17 protein-coding genes are annotated in these 19,229 nt (G+C 41.6%); 6 read left to right on the top strand and 11 right to left on the bottom strand.

The features are described 5' to 3' along the window. Positions 1–21 precede the first annotated feature (21 nt). Together FET73_RS09495 and FET73_RS09490 are read right to left on the bottom strand one after the other, a co-directional pair. Positions 22–2,091, bottom strand: a complete 2,070-nt coding sequence (locus FET73_RS09495; RefSeq protein ID WP_154223705.1) for an acetate--CoA ligase family protein — start codon at positions 2,089–2,091, stop codon at positions 22–24. Positions 2,092–2,196: 105 nt separating this feature from the next. Then, positions 2,197–2,610, bottom strand: coding sequence for a secondary thiamine-phosphate synthase enzyme YjbQ (locus FET73_RS09490; RefSeq protein WP_154223704.1), 414 nt, complete (start codon positions 2,608–2,610; stop codon positions 2,197–2,199). A gap of 347 nt (positions 2,611–2,957) precedes the next feature. On the opposite strand from FET73_RS09490, the gene FET73_RS09485 reads away from it, so the two are divergent. Both FET73_RS09485 and FET73_RS09480 read left to right on the top strand, forming a co-directional pair. Continuing rightward, positions 2,958–3,767: a DUF6502 family protein gene (locus FET73_RS09485; RefSeq protein ID WP_154223703.1), complete on the top strand. Its 810-nt coding sequence runs from the start codon at positions 2,958–2,960 to the stop codon at positions 3,765–3,767. A 55-nt stretch (positions 3,768–3,822) separates the two neighbouring features. Further along, on the top strand, positions 3,823–5,313 hold the full coding sequence (locus FET73_RS09480) for a DUF5666 domain-containing protein (RefSeq protein WP_154223702.1): 1,491 nt from the start codon (positions 3,823–3,825) through the stop codon (positions 5,311–5,313). 60 nt (positions 5,314–5,373) lie between these two features. Here FET73_RS09480 and FET73_RS09475 read toward each other — a convergent pair whose 3' ends face one another. Then, positions 5,374–6,024: a YiaD family glycine zipper/OmpA-like lipoprotein gene (locus FET73_RS09475; RefSeq protein ID WP_154223701.1), complete on the bottom strand. Its 651-nt coding sequence runs from the start codon at positions 6,022–6,024 to the stop codon at positions 5,374–5,376. 223 nt (positions 6,025–6,247) lie between these two features. Here FET73_RS09475 and FET73_RS09470 point away from each other — a divergent pair, with 223 nt between their 5' ends. Then, complete coding sequence (locus FET73_RS09470; RefSeq protein ID WP_154223700.1) at positions 6,248–6,511, top strand: type II toxin-antitoxin system Phd/YefM family antitoxin; 264 nt, start codon at positions 6,248–6,250, stop codon at positions 6,509–6,511. After that, positions 6,508–6,801 (top strand): type II toxin-antitoxin system RelE/ParE family toxin, encoded by a 294-nt coding sequence (locus FET73_RS09465; protein WP_154223699.1) that lies wholly within the window; start codon positions 6,508–6,510, stop codon positions 6,799–6,801. The genes FET73_RS09470 and FET73_RS09465 overlap by 4 nt, the downstream gene beginning before the upstream one ends. 88 nt (positions 6,802–6,889) lie before the next feature. Here the strand turns inward: FET73_RS09465 and FET73_RS09460 are convergent, their stop codons facing one another. From FET73_RS09460 to FET73_RS09425, 8 genes are all read right to left on the bottom strand, one after another. Further along, positions 6,890–7,027 (bottom strand): hypothetical protein, encoded by a 138-nt coding sequence (locus FET73_RS09460; RefSeq protein WP_154223698.1) that lies wholly within the window; start codon positions 7,025–7,027, stop codon positions 6,890–6,892. Between the two features lie 13 nt (positions 7,028–7,040). Then, a complete protein-coding gene (ubiB, locus tag FET73_RS09455; RefSeq protein WP_154223697.1) occupies positions 7,041–8,705 on the bottom strand; it encodes a 2-polyprenylphenol 6-hydroxylase in 1,665 nt (554 codons plus the stop codon). A 13-nt stretch (positions 8,706–8,718) separates the two neighbouring features. Beyond that, positions 8,719–9,357: a ubiquinone biosynthesis accessory factor UbiJ gene (locus FET73_RS09450; protein ID WP_154223696.1), complete on the bottom strand. Its 639-nt coding sequence runs from the start codon at positions 9,355–9,357 to the stop codon at positions 8,719–8,721. Beyond that, entirely contained in the window at positions 9,354–10,136 is a 783-nt protein-coding gene (gene ubiE, locus FET73_RS09445) for a bifunctional demethylmenaquinone methyltransferase/2-methoxy-6-polyprenyl-1,4-benzoquinol methylase UbiE (protein ID WP_154223695.1), read from the bottom strand. The genes FET73_RS09450 and ubiE overlap by 4 nt, the downstream gene beginning before the upstream one ends. A gap of 14 nt (positions 10,137–10,150) precedes the next feature. Next, entirely contained in the window at positions 10,151–11,044 is an 894-nt protein-coding gene (locus FET73_RS09440) for an NAD(P)-dependent oxidoreductase (RefSeq protein WP_154223694.1), read from the bottom strand. A 109-nt stretch (positions 11,045–11,153) separates the two neighbouring features. Beyond that, positions 11,154–12,764 carry a DUF748 domain-containing protein gene (locus FET73_RS09435; RefSeq protein ID WP_154223693.1) on the bottom strand — a complete coding sequence of 537 codons (1,611 nt, stop codon included), beginning with the start codon at positions 12,762–12,764 and terminating at the stop codon, positions 11,154–11,156. Then, entirely contained in the window at positions 12,761–13,711 is a 951-nt protein-coding gene (locus FET73_RS09430) for a helix-turn-helix transcriptional regulator (RefSeq protein WP_154223692.1), read from the bottom strand. The genes FET73_RS09435 and FET73_RS09430 overlap by 4 nt, the downstream gene beginning before the upstream one ends. Before the next feature lie 13 nt (positions 13,712–13,724). Next, positions 13,725–15,677, bottom strand: coding sequence for an acetoacetate--CoA ligase (locus FET73_RS09425; RefSeq protein ID WP_154223691.1), 1,953 nt, complete (start codon positions 15,675–15,677; stop codon positions 13,725–13,727). Positions 15,678–15,873: 196 nt separating this feature from the next. Here FET73_RS09425 and FET73_RS09420 point away from each other — a divergent pair, with 196 nt between their 5' ends. Together FET73_RS09420 and FET73_RS09415 are read left to right on the top strand one after the other, a co-directional pair. Beyond that, on the top strand, positions 15,874–16,677 hold the full coding sequence (locus FET73_RS09420) for a substrate-binding periplasmic protein (protein ID WP_154223690.1): 804 nt from the start codon (positions 15,874–15,876) through the stop codon (positions 16,675–16,677). Positions 16,678–16,680: 3 nt separating this feature from the next. After that, a complete protein-coding gene (locus FET73_RS09415; RefSeq protein WP_154223689.1) occupies positions 16,681–19,215 on the top strand; it encodes a putative bifunctional diguanylate cyclase/phosphodiesterase in 2,535 nt (844 codons plus the stop codon). Positions 19,216–19,229: the final 14 nt, after the last annotated feature.

Raw genomic sequence — 19,229 nt, 5'->3', positions numbered from 1 at the left:
GGCTTTATTGGAAGCAGGGTTTTAGTGTTCATCGATGCGAATCCTCAGGTCAACGGCAGTGATGTCATCGCCTTGACCAATTAAGGGGTTGATATCCAATTCAGCAATTTCAGGTAAAATTTGTGTTAATTGACTGACCTTGAGAATGATGTCAGTGAATAATTCAATATCAACACCCTGTTTACCTCGCATGCCTTCGAGCAGTGGGTATGATTTGAGGTTTTGCAACCGGTGTTGAATTTCCTGCCGCGTGCACGGGCAGAGACATACTTTGATGTCTTTAATCACTTCGACGAAAATGCCGCCCAAGCCCATCAGTAACAAATGTCCAAAACCAGCCTCACGGCTGACACCGATAAACAGCTCAGTGCCTTGGTATTGTTTTTGAAGCAATACCGCTTCAGCACCGTCAATTGACATCATGTTATTAAAATGTGCCATGACCAATTCATCTGAATTGATATCCAATGCCACGCCGCCAACGTCGGATTTATGCAAAGGGCCAACCACTTTCATCACAACCGGAAAGCCTAACTTTTTCGCAGCCTGTATGGCCGCTTGCTGATCATTGGCCGTGACTTCAATGGCCCTTGGAATGCCGATGGTGTCCATCAGCAGGTTGTTATTTGTGACACTTAAATAGCCGTTTTTGTCTCTTGGCGCTTCAAGTACGGAACGAATGGTATCGACATCTATGCTGGTGTCAATTGGTTCAGCTTGTACAGGGTTTCCTGTGAAATAGGCTTCACACAAGGCTTTGCCCAATACCACTTCATCAGGGAAGTTGACGTGGCCTTTGGATAAAAAATATTTGATTTCTTTTTCTGCATTAATGACCGATGGTAACACTGGAAAGATGGGCTTTTTGCACACGTCCATTTTGACATTAAGTACCTTATATACATTTTCAACATCAAATAAACCCGGGCTGCCAAAAACCACCACCATGGCATCAATTTCTTCAAATTTATGTTCGCAGTAATCTATGATGATGCCCAATTGTTCTGCTGTGCCGGTGGCCAAAAAGTCAATTGGGTTTGAAACCGAGGAGCCAGAATATAAATAATCCAATAACTCACTTGCTACGGGGCCTTCAAGTCCAGGTACTTGCAAACCGCCACGCTCTAAAGCATCGGTCAGCATCACGGCAGAGCCGCCAGCATGTGTGATCACAGCGATGTTTTTGCCAATGAGTTTTTTATAGGAAAATACCGAAGCAACAGAGATCAATTCATCTCGTGAGCTGCAGTACACCACACCGGCTTTTCTGAACAGCGAACGTGTGGCCATGTCAGATGTAGCCATGGCGCCTGTGTGTGAGCTGGCGGCGCGCGAACCAGCAGCCGTAGCGCCAGACTTTATGGCAGCAATGCGACAACCTTTGTTGATTAAACTTGTGGCGTGTTTGAGTAATTTTTGTGGTTTGCTGATGTTTTCCATGTAAAGCAAGATGGTTTTTGAGCTGGTGGCTTCATCAAATTGCGCATCCAAATAGGCCAAATAATCTTCAATGCCAATTTGTTTGCCATTACCGACTGAATAAACGCTTGAAAACCGCAAACCCACTTGCATGCCGGCTTCCATTAAAAACACGGCGGTGGCACCAGAACTGGAAATTAAGTCACAGCCATGTTTTGAATCTAAAGTTGGGATGGGCGTAGTAAAAACCCCTTGGTAATTGGCATTAAGTATGCCGATACAATTGGGGCCAGCTAAAGCAGCTTGGTATTTATTTGCCGCAGCGATCATTTGTTGTTCCAGTTGCTCTCCCGCTTCATTCAATTCGCTGAAACCTGCTGAAATGACGATAAAAGCTTTGCATTTTTTGTTTGCGGCCAAGTAGTCTATGGTTTCAGGACAGGCTTTGGCAGGAATGGCCAATATGGCCAGTTCAACATCAGCTAAATCTTGGATTTGAGCAAAGGCATTCAGGCCTTGAACCTGCGATTCTCTGTGGTTAACCACTGATAAATCACCACTGAAACTGCCAGCAATGATGTTGTGCAGCATTTTACCGCCGGCTTTTCTCAGGTCATTAGACGCCCCTATGACGACTATGCTTTGTGGGTTAATGAGTTGGTTGTTGATCATGAGCGTTCAAAGCAGCAAATGAAGCATTATAAAAGCTGACTTGAATTTTCAATTGACCCGAGTCAAGAACAATGAAATTGTGTGCTTTGGCGCTTTTGGACAACCTCAGGTTTGTAACGTCAGAATCAACCGCCTTGTGTGCGGTTGGTCACGGTGTTCGCACAGGTAGATACCTTGCCAAGTGCCTAAATTCAATCGCCCTTGGGTCACTGGAATGGTCAAGTCGCAGCCAAACAAAGAAGACTTGATGTGAGCGGGCATGTCGTCTTCACCCTCATAATCATGTTGGTATGGAAAGCTTCTGGGGACTAAGTGCTCTTCAAAAGCTTTGAAATCTTGTCTTACTGTCGGATCGGCATTTTCGTTGATGGTCAGACTGGCAGAGGAGTGTTGTAGGAATATATGCAACAAGCCATTGTGGTGCCGGTTGGCCATGGTTGCCAGTGCTTGAGCAATTACATCGGTGATGAGCATGTAGCCTTGTCCGGTTGTTTGTATGGTGAGTGTGCTTTGTTTCATGTAAATGGTAGACAAATCTACAGTATAAACAACAACCACAGTTCAGCAGTTAAATTGTGCTTAAGATATCGACAAATTTTTCTTATCAACCTCTTTTGATCTCCAAATTTTAAATACCCCGGTGTTTACCCAGCCAATGATTGGGAGTTGATGTTGCTTGATTTGAATGAATCAGATTTTTTTGTGTTTATTTTGATGTTGGTATCTTTGTAAACTTATTCTTAATAAATTGAAAATATAATTGCAATATATATATTTTAATGCTAATAATTATTTAATTTGAAATAAATATTGCAAATAAAAAAGATCGTTGATAAAGTGGGGTTAAATTTAATCATTCGTGAACAATGAAAAATCAATTAAAAACTGTTGTTATTCAGATGTTGGTTCAAATATTCAGACCCTTGGTCAAGGTTTTATTGCGACTAAAGGTGCCATTCAATGAAGTCAGTGATGTTTTGAGGTGGACTTACGTGGATGTGGCTCATGAGCACTTTGGTATCAATGGAAAACCACCGACAAAATCACGTATTTCAGTGATTACAGGACTTTCCAGAACGCAGGTTGATGTTCAAATGAAATCTGATTTGTTCAAGGTGGAAACTGAGCAATATAAGTGGAACAGGGCAGTTCGCGTGCTGACTGGCTGGGCGGAAAATGAAGCATACCTAGATCAATACAACAGTACCAAAGTCATCCCCCTTGAATCAAACAATGAGCCAGACTTTAAAGGCTTGGTGGAACAATATTCTGGTGGTTCAACCGTTCGTTCTATATTGGACGATTTGATTGTTTCTGGTTCAGTAAAAGTGAAGGATAAGAAGGTGGAGTTATTAAAACCCTATTACTTGACAGTGAATGATCCAGATGAAATTCAAAAATTAAATTTTTTGGGGGTCTCAACTCAGTATTTACTTGAGACCATTGAACACAACATCAACCCTGTTGAATCAACCCCAAGGTTTCAGCGCATCGTTTTTCATGAGGAATTGCCATTGTCTTTGGTCAGTATTGCTGAAACATTTGTCAGAGGGAAAAGCCAGCAATTGGCGAATGAAGTGGATGAATACTTAGAACATTTGATCAAATATGCCGATGATGACGGTGAAAAAGTACCTTATATAGGCCTTGGTCTGTATTACTACCAAGGAGATTGAACACAAATTACCCCAACAAGCAAATAATTATCAAACCCGGAAACAGGAGAATAACATGTATAAATACAAATATTTACTGATGGTGACTGTGATTTTGTTCAGCACCATTGCGATAGGTGCTGAAAAAGGACAAGGTGGCACAGGCGTCTCGATAAATGACATCAGGAGTTTTCAATTTAATCAAAATACGGTGATTAAAGAGGACGGTCAGGTCATACCTGAAATAAGAGGACAGGGTGGAACGGGATTCAAAGTTCGTTACCGGGTCGGGAGTGATGTAAACACTTCGGTAACAGCTGGAACCATTGAGGAAATTGACCTGATCAACACACACAAAGGGCCGGTCACTTCTTTGGATCCGTTCAAAATTTTCAATGTGGATGCACAAATTACAGGAGATACCTTTTTTGATGACAACCTTGTGTTTGAGCAAATTAACACAGGCGATGAATTAAAATTGTCAGGTTTTGTTGACGCCAATTCTTCCTTGTTAGTGAGTCGTGTTGAGGCTGATAATGACGCCCTGACTGAATGGAAGTTATCAGGCTATGTCTCGGGATTGAATGCCACTCAGTTTAATATACAAAATCAAGTGGTTGTGATCGGTACTGTTGTACCAGATGACTGTGATTTAGGTTTAAGCAATGGATCATTTGTAGAAGTGAAGGCCATGCCCGATGCCACTTTTATGGCAGGATCTCCCTTGACAACAGTAACCAAAATTGAATGTAAGCCCGAAGGCATCATCACATTACCTGGAGATGTCATACCTGTGGCTTTAGAAGGTATTGTTGATTTTGAAAGTATTGAATCTAATGATCAGTTCACCATAGCAGGGCAGCAAATCACAGTCAGTGGTGTCACGGTTTATATTAATGGAGAGATTGATGACATTGTGGTTGGTGCCAAAGTTGAAGTGGAGGGATTGATGAATACCACGACTTCTGTGATTGATGCTTTTAAAGTCAAGTTTAAAGAAGTGAGGTTTAAGTTTGAAGAACCCGTGTTACCTGCTGATGTGGTTGCGGGTGAATCCATCAGTTTATTTGGAAAAACCATTTTTGCTACACCACAGCTGCGTGATGAAGATGGCATCATGAGCCTTGGCTTGGGAACAGAGACGCAAGTTGAAGTCAGGGGTTATGCTGACAGTGACGGTAATTTGTATGCAACAAGGGTAAGAGAAAGGGGTGACCCAGATGTAACAGATGCTAATGCCGATGGCGCGATCACAGCCATCAATGCACCAGAAATAGAACTATTTGGAATCAAGGTGGATACTTCAGTCAGTGTGTTTTTTGATATCAATGGCATGCCCATCAGTTCATCCAGTTTTTTTGCTCAGGTTGCTGTGGGTACTGAAATAGAAGTTGAAGATGCCTTTATCAATGAAGTCAATAATATCATATCAGGGGGTGTTATTAGGATTGATGAAGATGATGATTTCAGCCGATTTAATATCATCAAAGCGGGTAGTCAGAAAGCACTTGGAGTTGGAACAATAACGGGTTCGGTAGATGTGATTTATTCCAATGGATTTGAATAAAAATCAGGAAGTATGAAAAGATAAAGGCTTGGCTCATCAGCCAAGCCTTTTTGGTATTATTTACTGCTCGATCGCGGTGATATACAGTTCCACACGTCGATTTTGAGCGCGGCCTGATTCATACATGTTATCAGCAATGGGTTGATTCTCTCCGGCACCCATGGGGGTAAGGCGTTGTGCCGGTATGCCTTGTGAGGATAAGTAATCTGCAACGCTGTAAGCACGTTGTTGTGACAGCTTTTGGTTGTCAGCTTCGCTGCCGACAGAATCAGTGTGACCAATGATGTCTAAATTGGTGTCTTTGTATTTATAAAGCACTTTCGCAACTGAGTTCAAGGTGTCATAAAAACTGCTGCGTATTGAATATTCGGCGGTATTGAAAGTGATGTTTCCAGGCATGATCAATTGGATTTGATCACCATCTCTGCGTACTTGTACACCTGAACCTACCAGTTCACGGCGTAAGTCACGTTCTTGGTGGTCCATGTAGGCACCCACACCAGCACCAATCGCACCACAACCTGCAGCTGCATTGCGTGCATGCTTTGAGTTCTTGGTGGCACCGATCAGGCCACAAACCACAGCACCAATGGCGCCGTACTTAACGGTTTTTCGTGTTTTTTGTTCGCCCGTGTATGGGTCTGAAGTGGTACAGGCCTGTAAAGCAATGACGCTCACAATTAATAAAGGCAGTTTTAATATCGTTTTCATAATCATCCATTTGTTTGAAAGTGTGTAGATTGTATGAAAAGTAAGCTTAAGATAATGTGAACAAAGACGTCAAATAATCTTACTAAATGTATGAGGATGGTAATTTTGTGGAACTATATTTTATGAGTTAAAAGTATAGATTGTAAGTATCAAAAATCATATAAAGTGGTAATAATGGAAAATATCGATTAAAATGAATGAATCGAACGATTGAGTAATGATTATGGAAAATATTTCTGCAAACCTCGCCAAAACAAGATTCGGTGAATTGTTAATGAAAGCGCAAAAGTCCCCTGTACAAATTGATAAAAATGGCAGACCTGTGGCAGTTTTGATGTCGATAGAAGATTATCAGGCATCAGAGCAGATGAAAACTAAATGGTTTGAAAGTAGAATGCAAGAAGCGAAAACTGAAATTAAAAAAGGTCAACTAGTTGATGGCGAGCAAGTATTGAACCAATTGATGGATGATTTGGTGGATCAGTGACTTTTCAATTAAAATTTACTAAAGAAGCACAGAAAGAGCTGCAAGACATTAAAAAATTTACAATTGAAAACTGGGGTTTAGTTCAAGCAAGAAAATACCTAAAAACATTCAACCAAGCTTTTCAGATGATTAAAAACAACCCTAAAATAGGTAGGTTGGATTTATGCAATTGGCCCGGTATTTATCGCTTTCCAATACAAAGTCACATGGTTTATTATCAATTGGAAGGACCCTGTATTTATGTAATGGCAATTTTGCATCAATCTATGTTGCCAGAAAACCACCTTTAACAGGTAATACATCTCAGAAAATCAGGATTTATTTTAATCACCATCTTTTTATTTTCAAAGCGAAATAAATAAATTCCAGCAAAAAACATCATCCAAGCGATAAAAAACCTTGCCATTGTTCATTGGTGGCATAGCCAGCTCCTTGGGGCATCATTGCCATTGCTCCATATGATAGCAGTAAGGTGGAAATTCCAAATAACATAAGAATGACTGCAATAAACTTCATGGTTAGATAACTTTCAATTGTCTGATTTCTTAAGTGCCATAATGGCAAGTAAACCCGAAAGTAAATAAAAACACAAGCTTGCATTTGGTAATCCGCTGATCAATGAATCAGTGCCACCCTGGCCTAACAGAACTGATGCTGATACCAAGGTGCCAGCGGAGAGCAGGGCGTAGCGGTTTTGGTTTTTGTTCTTTTGGGCTTGCTTTTCGGCTTTTTGTTGAGCCATTTTCATGTGGCGTGGCAGTGGTTTGACCTGTTGTGATAGCAGTTGGTTGAGCATTTGTGGTGTTTCTGACAGTTGTTCAATCCATTTGGGCAAGTTTTGTTTTATCTTGTCCATGGCGTTTTGTGTGCCGTAGTGGTTCTTCATGATGTCACGAAGTACCGGCTCTGATGATTTCCAGATGTCCAGTTGCGGATAGAGCTGTCGGCCCAAGCCTTCAATGTTCAATAAGGTTTTTTGTAGCAAGATAAATTCAGGTTGTATCACCAGTTGAAATCTTTTGGCCATTTGGAAAGTTTTTAACATTACTTCACCGAAAGATATTTCTTCAATCGGGCGTGCAAAATAAGGTTCACAGATGGTTCGGGTGGCAGCTTCTAAGTCTTCTAAATTGGTGTCTTCTGGTACCCAGCCAGATTCAATGTGTAATTCCGCAATGCGGCGGTAATCTTGTTTGAAGAAGGCCATGAAGTTATTGGCTAAGTCAACGCGGTGACCTTTGGGCAAGGAACCACAGATACCAAAGTCCAATAAGATGATTTGCGGGTCTTCAGGGGTGTCTGGGTTAATAAAGATGTTACCCGGATGCATGTCAGCGTGGAAAAAATTATCACGGAATACTTGGGTATAAAAAATATTCAGGCCTTTTTCTGCCAGCACTGGGAAGTTGATACCTGCTGCTTTTAAGGCATCAAAATCTCGAATCGGTATGCCGTGGATGCGTTCTTGCACCATGACTTTGGTTTTGCAGTAATCCCAATAAATTTTCGGGATGTATAAATCTTTTGAATCTGTGAAATGCTTGCGCAGCACAGAAGCATTGGCCGCTTCACGTTGTAAGTCCAATTCGTCATAGATGGTTTTTTCAAACTCTTCAACGATTTCAACATGATCTACCTGTACGCCAGGTGATAAGAAGCGATCAGCAAAAGCAGCCAGCTTTTTCATCAAGGCCACATCGCGGATGATTTTCTTTTCTATGCCTGGCCGTAATATCTTGATGACGACATCCTTATTATTATCTTTGTCGGCATTTTGTAGTGTGGCCGCATGGACTTGCGCAATTGAAGCTGAAGCCAGTGCGGCCTCATCAATTGACTCAAATATGTCATCGGCTTTGTTATCAAGTTGATCATCGATTACGGCTTTGGCTTCTGCCCAAGTGATGGGTTCGACGTCATCTTGTAGTTTTTCTAAAGCTTTGGCAATTTCAACTGGCACCATGTCTGGGCGTGTTGATAATGTTTGTCCGAGCTTGATGAAAATAGGTCCCAGTTTTTCTAGGGCTGTACGTAAACGCTGTCCTTCGGTCAGGTGCTTATGTTTGAGCGGTGCAAAAGGCGCAAGAATATGAATCAGTCGGTGCCATCCGAATTTTGAATCTATCGGTAACATGTTGGTGACGCGATAAGCGACCAAGGTGCGTAATATGATAAAAGCTCGAATTAGTTTCATGACCGACTGTAATTTATGGGTTATTGGCGCTCAAAATTTGAGCGATTTTCTGTTCAAGTCTGGCGACATCTGATTTTAAGACGTCGACCTCATCAAGGAATTGTTCCATTTCATCTGGTCGGACTAATTCTTGGTTTTCGTAAAGAAAATATTCTTTGCTGCTGTTGAGGAATGAACCGAAAAAATTGCTGCCAATCTGTTTGGCGGTTTTCAATGTTTCTGAAATGCGGTATCCGGCTTCATCGCCAAACACGTCACAAATGGCATCTTCCCAGTCAGGCTTCAATTGCTTCAAAAAGTCTGCTACAAATTGACCCGCGGTGGCATCACCGTTGATACTGACCGAATCCAAGCCAGGAATGTGTTGGCTTTGACTCATGGCGAACAAAGCCGTTGGCTTACCAGAAATGGTGGTATCGACTGTATTTGGAACTTCGCTCAAAATCTCAATGCGATCTTCATGAATCAACATAGGAATGTGTTGATCAATCGGTAAAATGACAACGTCCACCACTTTACCTGCCATGGCTTTCAGTTTCTTCTTTGAATCTGGGTCGTATTTGATGGCTCCAGCCAAAGCGCGGCTCATCATGTCAGTGGCTGGCTTCGGTAGCGTTTTGTATGTTGTGGGATTTGAATCAGTTTCGGTCATATCTTGTAACCCCTGTGAATGGCCACCATACCACCTGATAAATTCTCATACTCGCACATCGCCATACCCGCTTTTTCAAACATTGATTTTAAAGTTTCTTGGTTTGGGTGTTTTCTGATGGATTCCACTAAGTACTGATATGAAGCTTTGTCACCGGCAATAAACTGCCCAATTTCAGGTAGTATTTTGAACGAGTAAAAGTCGTATAACTTACTCATTAATTCGTTTTTAACTTCTGAAAACTCTAAAACCATGGCTTTACCACCCGGTTTTAAGACCCGTTCCATTTCGTTCAAGGCTTGTTGTTTGTCAGTCACATTGCGCAAGCCAAAGGCCATGGTGATGGCATCGAAGGTATTGTCTTCAAAAGGCAATGCTTCGGCATTCATCTGAACACATTCAAAGCGGCCCATAAAACCGGCGTCAATCATGCGGTCATTACCGACATCCAGCATGGCTTGGTTAATGTCACCGATGATGACATGACCGGTTTGGCCTATCAACGGCATCATCAGCTTAGCAATGTCACCCGTGCCACCGGCCAAGTCTAGGACTTTGTTGCCTTTGTGGATGCCGCTGGTGCCGACAAAGTGTCGTTTCCATATGCGGTGAATACCGGCAGACATCATGTCGTTCATGATGTCGTATTTGCTCGCTACAGAAGTGAATACTTCACCCACCAGTTTTTCTTTGTCACCTTTGGCCACATCGCGAAATCCAAAGTGTGTGGTTTCATCGGTGTTTTGTGCTTTTTCTTTGCTGTTCACATCAGTGTTCATATCAAAACTCCTGTTCAGGATTCTTGGTTGTTAAATGCTGCCCGACGCAATCGAATTAACCCAGAAATATCATCATCACCATGTCCCATGTCCATCAACTGGGCATAGTCTTCAATGCTCTGATCGACGACAGATAAGTCGGCACCTAAATCTTTCAATGCCTCTTGGCAAATTTTCAAATCTTTGTGCAGCAGTTGAAGCTTGAATCCGACATTAAATTCGTCTTTGACCATGGTGTGGCCGCGGTTGTCAAGGAACCAGTTACCGGCAGCCCCTGCACTCAATACCTCAATTGCTTTTTTCATGTCCAAATTACAGTTTTCTGCAAATGCCAAAGCACTACAAACGGCTTGTGCCACACCTGCAACCATCACTTGATTCACCGCTTTGGTGGCTTGGCCTTGGCCAACTTTGCCCACATGGGTGATTTGTGAGCCAATCGCAGCAAACACTTCAGAAGCACGTTTGTACTCTTCACGTTCTGCACCTACCATCACTGAAAGTGTGCCTTTTTTAGCGCCTTCTACACCACCAGAAACAGGAGCGTCCATAAACGCGATACCACGCGAAGCCAAGTCGTCTGCTAAAGTGCGTGCAGTCTTAGGACTGACGGTTGAGCAGTCAATTACGGTTGAACCAGGTTTTAAATCATCAATAAAACCAGCAACCACGTCCATCAAATCTTGATCAGCTGAAACACAAGTTAAAACGGTATCGGCGGCTTGAAACATCTCTGAATCAGATTCAAACGCTGTTAAACCCAATTCATTTTGCATCGCTTTGGATTTGCCTTCTGTGCGGTTTTTAATGCCAACCAGCAAACCTTGTTGATGCAAGTTTCTCGCCATGGGACGACCCATAGCACCTAAACCATAAACCACTACCTGTTTTAATTTATTATCACTCATAGATGATTGCCTGTCCTGAGGCTATGTCATTAAAAGGCGTATTATAACCGACCTGAAGCACCTTGGGTTGATGGTGGTCAATTACTCCAAATTATAGAAATGATTCAATTTATTCTTTGGCTGCTTTGTGTCCGAAGATGATTTGCCATTGTGGGTTGGTTTGATTTGGGGGCTGGGCTTCATTAATGTTGGTAGGCAGGGTTCCTGAAGCTTGGTCTAATGTGATTTGATTTAATACAATGCGCTTTTTAGGGCTTGATATATGGCTGTCAGCAACATACAGGGTGCCGATATTGGCCAGCTCAACTTGCCTATCCTCTTGCAAGGTGATGTTGTTTAGAGTGATTGAGCCCACACTGTGCCAATCGTTTTGCTTTATTGACAATTGTTGTTGGCCAGAAACCAGGCCTTGAGACACAAAGATGCCACTTAAACTTTGTATCCAGGGGCTATAGTTTTCTAGGTTCAAGTTGTTAATTTCAATGTCACTGTCCAGCACCAAGCTTGGGAAGGACGAAATGTTGCCATCTAAGTAGGCGTGGTAGTTATTGGCATTATTCAAGTGGTCTGACAGCTTGATTTGAAAGTCTGCAATTGTCCCTTTGTTGTCTATTTTGTTTAAATGAAAAGAGTCAATCACCTGTTGTATGTCAGCTTGAAGGGAGGCATCGGAAAATTGCACTGATAAATCATAGCCTGTGGTTTGTTCAACACTATATTGCCAATGTGATGTGTTATCTACCTCATCGGACGGTTGTGTGGGCTCTTGAGTTTCCCAGGGCCAATTGATGTTTATTTGGCCTTGTTCGGCCGCCAAGCTTTTGATGTCAATCAATTGTTCGTTTAAGTTAATTTGAATGTTTTCTGTGAGAATAAACAGCTTAGAAAATGTCAGTTTTTCAGACCAAAACCCTCCTAAATCGGACCATTCCAGCGTCTCAATGTCAAAGGTAGGTAAGGCGGATAATGCCCAGTTTAAATGGCCATTGGCATGTATGCTTCCTTCTTCAAGTGATAGCTCCCATGAATCAGGCAAAAAGTCAGCTGCTGTCTGACTTAGACCATTGGTGGTTGCGAATTCAGCAGTGATCGATTGTTGATGGTGGTTGTATTGGCCATTGAGCATGAGCTGCTCTTTGTTCGATGAGCTGAGGTTTAATTTGAAATCGGACCCAATGTCTTCTAAATTGAAGTGGTTGAGGTTGAATGTCAAATTTTGCCAGTGTTGGTGTTTGTTGGTGGCGGAGGAAAAGAGGTTTATGGCACCTTTAGAGATTGATAATTGATCGATCAATAAATTGATGTCGGTTGTAGTGATTGCTTCATTGGATTGATTGGTTTCTACAATCGACGGTTGTGATAATTGGAAGTCTGCATCCAATTCAAGCGCTATAACGGGTTCGACTAATGTGATGTGAGACAAATGGTACTGCCCGAATAACAGTTGACTTGGATTGAAATTGGCACTCAGTGTTTTGGCAGTTAAAAAGGCTTGGCTTTTATGGTCTGTTATTTGTACTTGATTGAGTTGTACAGAAAAACTTAAAGGGTTGAATGTGATGTCATCATAGCTGACCTCCATTCCTGTTAATCTGCGTGTTTGGTCTTGAATGAGGGTGCCAAGGGGTTTGGAGACAAAGAAAAAGCCAAGCACCACATATAAAAAAAACAACAATCCGATGGCGTATGACATGAATTTGAATGTTGATTTTACTTTCATGTGGTCTTGTATTGCTGGCAGGCAGCAGTCAAAGTGTCCTTGACTTGTTGTTTGAGTGGCTCAGGTGAAATGACTTTAGCAGCAGGGCCAAAGTGTAAGATATCTGCTATGAGTTCGTCACTTTTATTATAAGGGAGTGTCATGAGGATGTGGGTGTCATCAAGGCGTTGAACGGTTTGAGCAGAATGCCAATGGATGCTTTCAACCCAAGGAGCCAATGCTGTATTGAATTCAATTGTTGCGGTGTGTTTGGCTTCTCCTGCAAAAATGCCGTATGAATGGGCATAGTGGTTTCGCAAGGTGTCTTCAGACAGTGTTTTACTGGGTTCTATGTCTATTTCACAGCTTTGGACATTTTCTAAAGCAAAGAGGCGAATGTCATGCCTTAAATGGCAATACGCGTCGAGATACCAAGCGTTTTTGTAGCTGGTGAACCGCTGTGGTGAAACCAATCGTTTGGTGGCTTTGGTTTGTTGGCGACCTTGGTATGAGATGTTAAGCTTTTTACCTTGGCTCAAAGCATTCAATACCATTTGAAAAGTATCTGAGTTTGGTTTTCTGGATAAAGCAGGGATGATTTTCACCAGTTTTCTGTTGTTCAAACCTTTGTCTTCCAGTACTTTTTCTATATTACCAATGATGCGGCTGAGCGATTGGTTCAGTGCATCGGATTGTAAGTCTTCAAGGATTTGTGCCGCCATCAACAAACCATTGGTTTCCTCCATATTCAGTCTGACACCTGGCAGGCTGAATTGTGCGCTGGGGTCATAGAAAAAACCTTTTTTACTTATGATAGGGGCATTGAACTGATCCCTTAATTCTCCAATCAATCGGTATAAAGTGGCCGAGGAGCATTCCAATCTTTCCATTAAATACGCCGCACTGGCTGGCGTTCTGCGGTTTTGCAAAATGTCATCAAGCAAATAGATTTTTTCTAATTTGGCCATCCAGTCACTCCATTTATGTTTGCAAGGCAGGTAAGTCTTTATACAATTCTAATGCTTCAGGATTAGCCAAAGCATCGGTGTTGGCTATGGTTTTACCATGGATGACATCTCGCACGGCAATTTCGACAATTTTACCGCTGATGGTTTTCGGAATCTCGGCAACGGCCAGAATTTTAGCAGGCACATGCCTAGGGGTGGTGTTTTTGCGAATGGTGGTTTTGATTTTTTGCACCAAGTCATCAGTCAATTCATGGCCAGATTGCATCACCACAAATAAAATCACTCGGGTGTCGCCATCCCAGTCTTGACCGACAACAATGCTTTCCAACACCTCAGGGTAAATCTCAACTTGGCGATATATTTCAGCAGTGCCAATACGAACACCACCGGGGTTTAAGGTGGTGTCAGAACGGCCATAAATAACCATACCACCTTCTTCAGTGATTTCTGCGCGGTCAGAGTGACACCAGATGTTGTCATATTTGTCAAAATAAGCTGACTTGTATTTTTCATGACCTGCGTCATTCCAAAAATAAACTGGCATCGATGGAAAGGCTTTGTCACAGGACAGTTCTCCGGGCTCACCAACCACGCTTTGGGCTTGATCATTTAAAATATTAACTGACATGCCCAAACCCACACACTGTAACTGTCCGCGATACACAGGTAAGTTGCTGTTGCCGAGAGCGAAACATGAACAAATGTCGGTACCACCCGAAATGCTGGACAAGCAAACATCTGCTTTGACATCACGGTAAACAAAGTCGAAATTTTCCGGCAGCAGTGGAGATCCTGTTGAAAATATCGTGTTTAGGCTGTCTAATTTGTGGCTGATTCGTGGCACGATTCCTGCTTTTTCTACTGCTGAAATCCACTTGGCCGAAGTGCCGAGGTGGGTGATTTTGTGTTGATCGGTTAAATCAAACAATCGGTTACCGTCAGGGTAAAAGGGAGAGCCCTCATAAAGCACTAAAGTCGCGCCTGTCGCTAAAGTGGAAGCCATCCAATTCCACATCATCCAGCCGCAAGTCGTAAAGTAAAACAACCGGGAACCCTCGGCCACATTGCCATGTAGCATCAGCTCTTTTAGGTGCTGAAGTAAAATGCCTCCCGTGCGATGCACAATACATTTGGGCTTGCCGGTGGTTCCAGATGAATACAGCACATACAACGGGTGGTCAAAAGATACAGCAGTGAATTGCAATTCGGTATTTTTATCATGGTGTGCCAAAGAAACTGAATACTTGACCGCCTTATCGGGCATGATGTTGTCTTGCTCAATGTAGTCAACGACAATGACTTGTTTGATGCTGTCGATTTTCTCTGCTATGTGACTGACCTTTTCTAGGCAGTCGAAGTTTTTTCCGTTGTATTGGTAACCGTTGGCACAAAACAAAACCTTGGGTTCAATTTGTCCAAAGCGGTCAACCACGCCATTGATGCCAAAATCAGGCGAAGTTGATGACCAAATGGCACCCAAAGAAGTGGTGGCCAGCATGGCAATAACAGTTTCTGGGATATTGGGCATAAAAGCAGCGACGGCATCGCCTTTTTTCACACCTAAACTGATTAAATGTTGTTGTAATAAAGCCACTTCTTGCCTTAATTCGTAGAAGCTGTATGACTTAAAGTCACCGTCTTCACGCTCAAAAACCAATGCTTCATCGTCACCTGTATGACGTAACAGGTTTTCAGCAAAGTTCAATGTCATGCCTGCAAACCATTGGGCGTCAATCATGTGTCCTTCATCGAGCAAATCTTGAGTGGCTTCTTGGTGGTAAATCACGCCACAAAAATCAATCACACTTCGCCAAAAGTCAGCGCGGTTGTTGACTGAAAAATTCAATAACTCGGGGTATCCTTTGAAAGCGTTTTTGTGTTTCTTTTCGAGCAATTGTTGAAACTGCGTCATTTGACTGGTGGCTAATGCACTTTCGCTTGGTGACCATAATGGTTTATTTGTCATGGTTATGTGGTGTTTGGATGTGCCAACAATTTGACAACAATTCATTGTCTTTGTAAAGCGCTGTAAAAATAACAAAAAGAAGACATGCTGGTGTGGCTGTTTTAATAAATCCATGTATTTTATTTGATATCAGTGGGCTAGCTTTCAGTTAACTTATTGATTGCAAAAAAAATGATAGTAATTTATAGTAATTAGTATGAAAAATTTGAGGTGGGTGTATTTCAAGAAGCTCCGGTATATGGTTGTTGGTCTGTTGTTTTTTGCGTTTTATTCAAAAGCCGAGTCAACACAAAAAACTTTAAAAATATGTCTAGATGGTGCCAATTGGCGCCCATTCATTTACCAAGAAGACAATCAAATTAAAGGGCTGCATATTGAAACTATCGAAGGTGCTTTAACTGATTTAGGTTTGTCTTACGAATTTAAAGTGACGCCATGGAAACGGTGTTTAAAGGGGGCTGAAAAAGGTGTTTTTGATGCCATTGCAACCGCTTCATATAATAAAGACAGGGCTGCATATTTACTTTACCCTGATGATGCTTCCAATCAATTGTCAGGGTTTCGGGTGGGGCAGGTGCAATATAATATCATTGTTCATGCCAGCAGTGATTTTGAATATCAAGGTGAATTAGAGTATGTGCCCCAACCTACGCGCGTTTCTCGTGACTACTCAATTGGCAAAGACCTTAAATCCATGGGATTTAACATAGATGATTCCTCAATCAATGACCTACAAAATTTAAAAAGGTTGGTGCGTGAAAAAAATGGCGCGGTGGTGGCTTTACCCACTTTAGTGGACTGGGCTAACAAGCAAGATGAATTCGCAGGGCAAATCAGATTGATTGAAAAACCATTGAAATCTAAATCTTACTTTTTGGTTTTTTCTAAGTTGGGACAAATTGATTTAAAACAGGCCGATTTTATTTGGAGAAAAATCAAGCGTGTTCGAGAGGACAGTCAGTTCAAAGAATATTTACCTGAAAGCAAAAATGAAGATTGATTGATGCGAAACAAAATACCAAAGGGGTTATATAAGAAACTGGCAGCATATTCCGTTATCATCGCCTTCAGTTTTGGCTTGGTTATCAGTGTTTACCAGATTTACCATGATTACAGTCAGCAAGAAACCAGGCTGATAGCAGAAATTGATGAACGCATCAGTTTGATTCAAGGCAGTGCAGAAAAATCAGTATATGAATTTGATGAAGCTTTGGCTCAATTGGTTGTGGACAGTATTGCTGGGCATCCAGCCATACTAAAGGTGACGCTTTATGATGACTATAATGATGCTTTTAAATCTAAAGATGTTCGAGAAATCAGTCCGAGACCTAGCTGGTGGCCAGATTTTTTATTATTAAATACAAAAACATTAAGTTATCCTTTGTCTGTTAACTCAGAAGTGGCTGATCAACCTGCAAGAATAGCAGTTGAAGTTGACCCTTTTTTGGTGGTCAATGACTTGGTTGAGCGGTCTATGGTGATTGTCTTTTCGGGTCTGATCAGAAACGTATTGTTAGCGATTGTGTTATTGTTTTTGAGTTATCGCTTGGTGACGAGTGCGATTTTAGGTTTGAGCAATGATCTGGCTAAAATTGACCCTTTAGGTGGTGGGAACCAATTAATTGAAGTATCAGAAAAGCATAAAAACAATGAACTGGGGAGTTTGGCAGACCTGATTAACAACTTACTGATAAAAATCAGGCAGGTGGTAGGTCAAAGTAATGAATTGAATGCAGAACTGAACCAACAACTGTTGGATAAGTCTCGCATTGAAGAGGCGCTCAATTTAGCCGGAGAGCGGACAGCTGGCCAAACTGGTAAAGAATACATTAAAAGTATGGTTGAGTTTATCGGTGAATCTTTAAACTTGGACGGTGTGGCTTTATACAGAAGAAAGACACAAGGTGATGACATCTATTATCAACCTGTTTTCAGTATGATTCATGGTCGTGAAGTTGTGCCACAAGCCATTGCTCTGGAAGATCTGCCGCTAGATATTGTCAGTGGACATCATGCGGTATCAACCATCACATTTGACACAGGGTATACTGATAATGGATTTCAAAAACTCTATGGAATGACCATACCAATAAGAAACCCAAGGCAAAATATAGTTAATCTTTTGCAACTGGTTTCTACCAGCCCAATATCAGATGATTTCTATGCCCAGCACAAGTCTTTACTCCAAATTCTCAGCAGGAGATTTGTGACAGAGAGTGAACGTGAAAGGCAAGAAAAGTTGATGCTAGAGGTGGCTCATACTGACAATTTAACCAAACTATCTAACCGAAATCATTTTCAACAGTTGTTAAAACAAGCCATTGATGATGTTGATGCCTCTCAGGGTAAAGTTATTTTATTGCATGTCGATGTGAATAACTTTAAATGGGTGAATGAATCATTTGGCTATGAGGTTGGAGATGAGTTGTTGATTCAAATGGCACGCAGATTAAAGAGCTTGGTTACTGATTCTTGTAAAGTGGCTCGTGTGGGTGGTGATGAGTTTGTGATTATCATGTCTGCAAAAAAAGCAGGGCCGGATAAAATTTTAAGCCAGAACATCCATGCAGCGACACAACAAACGTTTGCTATCCGAAATCATTTGATCAATCCCAAGGTGAGTATTGGGGTTGTTATGTATCCAGATAATGGTGACAGCAGTGGAGTTTTGATTAAAAATGCCGAGTATGCAGTTAATATGGCAAAGCATAAAGAAGGCGTAAAAACGCAGTATTTTACAGATGAAGTTGCAGAAGAAATTGAGCGAAAAGTGGTGATGTCCAAAATGCTCAGTAATGCCATAGATTATTCATTGTTAACGCTGAAGTTTCAGCCGATATTTAGTGTTTCAAAAAACCGCATTCATTCTGTTGAGGTTTTGTGTAGGTGGAACAATCCTGAGTTAGGTGATGTTTCTCCAGATGTGTTTATTGCCGTTGCGGAAGAAAGTGGTTTGATCCATAAACTGGGTAGTTGGGTTTTGAGTGAAACACTTCATTGTATGAAAACATGGCAATCTTTGGCTCCTGAACTGGGCGAAATAAAAGTGGCCATAAATTTTTCAGCTCACCAGTTGAATAACCCCACATTGGTAGAACAGTATTTGACTGAAATTAAACAATCAAGTGTAGATGCAGAGATGATAACTTTTGAAATTACTGAGTCTATGTTGATAGATGATTTGGAGCAAGCTTCATTAACTTTGAATGACATTGCGAATTTGGGATGTGATATTTCTATTGATGATTTTGGAACAGGCTATTCATCACTGCAATATTTAAAACATTTGCCGATTAAAAATTTAAAAATAGACAAAGGGTTTATTAAAGACATTCCTGATGATGATTCAGATATGAGTATTGTTGAGGCTATTGTGAGTTTGGCCAAAGCCATGAACATGTCTGTGATTGCCGAAGGTATTGAAACCAAAGAGCAGGTCAAGATATTGGCTGATTTGGGCTGCGATATGATGCAAGGTTTTTACTTTTCTAAACCGTTAACCAATGATGAATTGATTTCCCAGTTGGCACAAAAATGAGGTCTATGAGGTGG

Source organism: Marinicella rhabdoformis (assembly GCF_009671245.1).
Classification (GTDB): domain Bacteria; phylum Pseudomonadota; class Gammaproteobacteria; order Xanthomonadales; family Marinicellaceae; genus Marinicella; species Marinicella rhabdoformis.
Note: the sequence above shows the minus strand (reverse complement) of the source record. Positions and strands in the feature narration are given on the sequence as shown.

Excerpts from the sequence above, each read along its gene's own strand:
- FET73_RS09460 (WP_154223698.1), bottom strand. The coding sequence starts at position 7,027 with ATGAAGTTTATTGCAGTCATTCTTATGTTATTTGGAATTTCCACCTTA.
- FET73_RS09470 (WP_154223700.1), top strand. The coding sequence starts at position 6,248 with ATGGAAAATATTTCTGCAAACCTCGCCAAAACAAGATTCGGTGAATTG.
- FET73_RS09495 (WP_154223705.1), bottom strand. The coding sequence starts at position 2,091 with ATGATCAACAACCAACTCATTAACCCACAAAGCATAGTCGTCATAGGG.
- FET73_RS09440 (WP_154223694.1), bottom strand. The coding sequence starts at position 11,044 with ATGAGTGATAATAAATTAAAACAGGTAGTGGTTTATGGTTTAGGTGCT.
- FET73_RS09485 (WP_154223703.1), top strand. The coding sequence starts at position 2,958 with ATGAAAAATCAATTAAAAACTGTTGTTATTCAGATGTTGGTTCAAATA.
- FET73_RS09450 (WP_154223696.1), bottom strand. The coding sequence starts at position 9,357 with ATGACCGAAACTGATTCAAATCCCACAACATACAAAACGCTACCGAAG.
- ubiE (WP_154223695.1), bottom strand. The coding sequence starts at position 10,136 with ATGAACACTGATGTGAACAGCAAAGAAAAAGCACAAAACACCGATGAA.
- FET73_RS09430 (WP_154223692.1), bottom strand. The coding sequence starts at position 13,711 with ATGGCCAAATTAGAAAAAATCTATTTGCTTGATGACATTTTGCAAAAC.
- FET73_RS09475 (WP_154223701.1), bottom strand. The coding sequence starts at position 6,024 with ATGAAAACGATATTAAAACTGCCTTTATTAATTGTGAGCGTCATTGCT.
- FET73_RS09415 (WP_154223689.1), top strand. The coding sequence starts at position 16,681 with ATGCGAAACAAAATACCAAAGGGGTTATATAAGAAACTGGCAGCATAT.
- FET73_RS09435 (WP_154223693.1), bottom strand. The coding sequence starts at position 12,764 with ATGAAAGTAAAATCAACATTCAAATTCATGTCATACGCCATCGGATTG.
- FET73_RS09420 (WP_154223690.1), top strand. The coding sequence starts at position 15,874 with ATGAAAAATTTGAGGTGGGTGTATTTCAAGAAGCTCCGGTATATGGTT.
- FET73_RS09480 (WP_154223702.1), top strand. The coding sequence starts at position 3,823 with ATGTATAAATACAAATATTTACTGATGGTGACTGTGATTTTGTTCAGC.
- FET73_RS09425 (WP_154223691.1), bottom strand. The coding sequence starts at position 15,677 with ATGACAAATAAACCATTATGGTCACCAAGCGAAAGTGCATTAGCCACC.
- ubiB (WP_154223697.1), bottom strand. The coding sequence starts at position 8,705 with ATGAAACTAATTCGAGCTTTTATCATATTACGCACCTTGGTCGCTTAT.
- FET73_RS09490 (WP_154223704.1), bottom strand. The coding sequence starts at position 2,610 with ATGAAACAAAGCACACTCACCATACAAACAACCGGACAAGGCTACATG.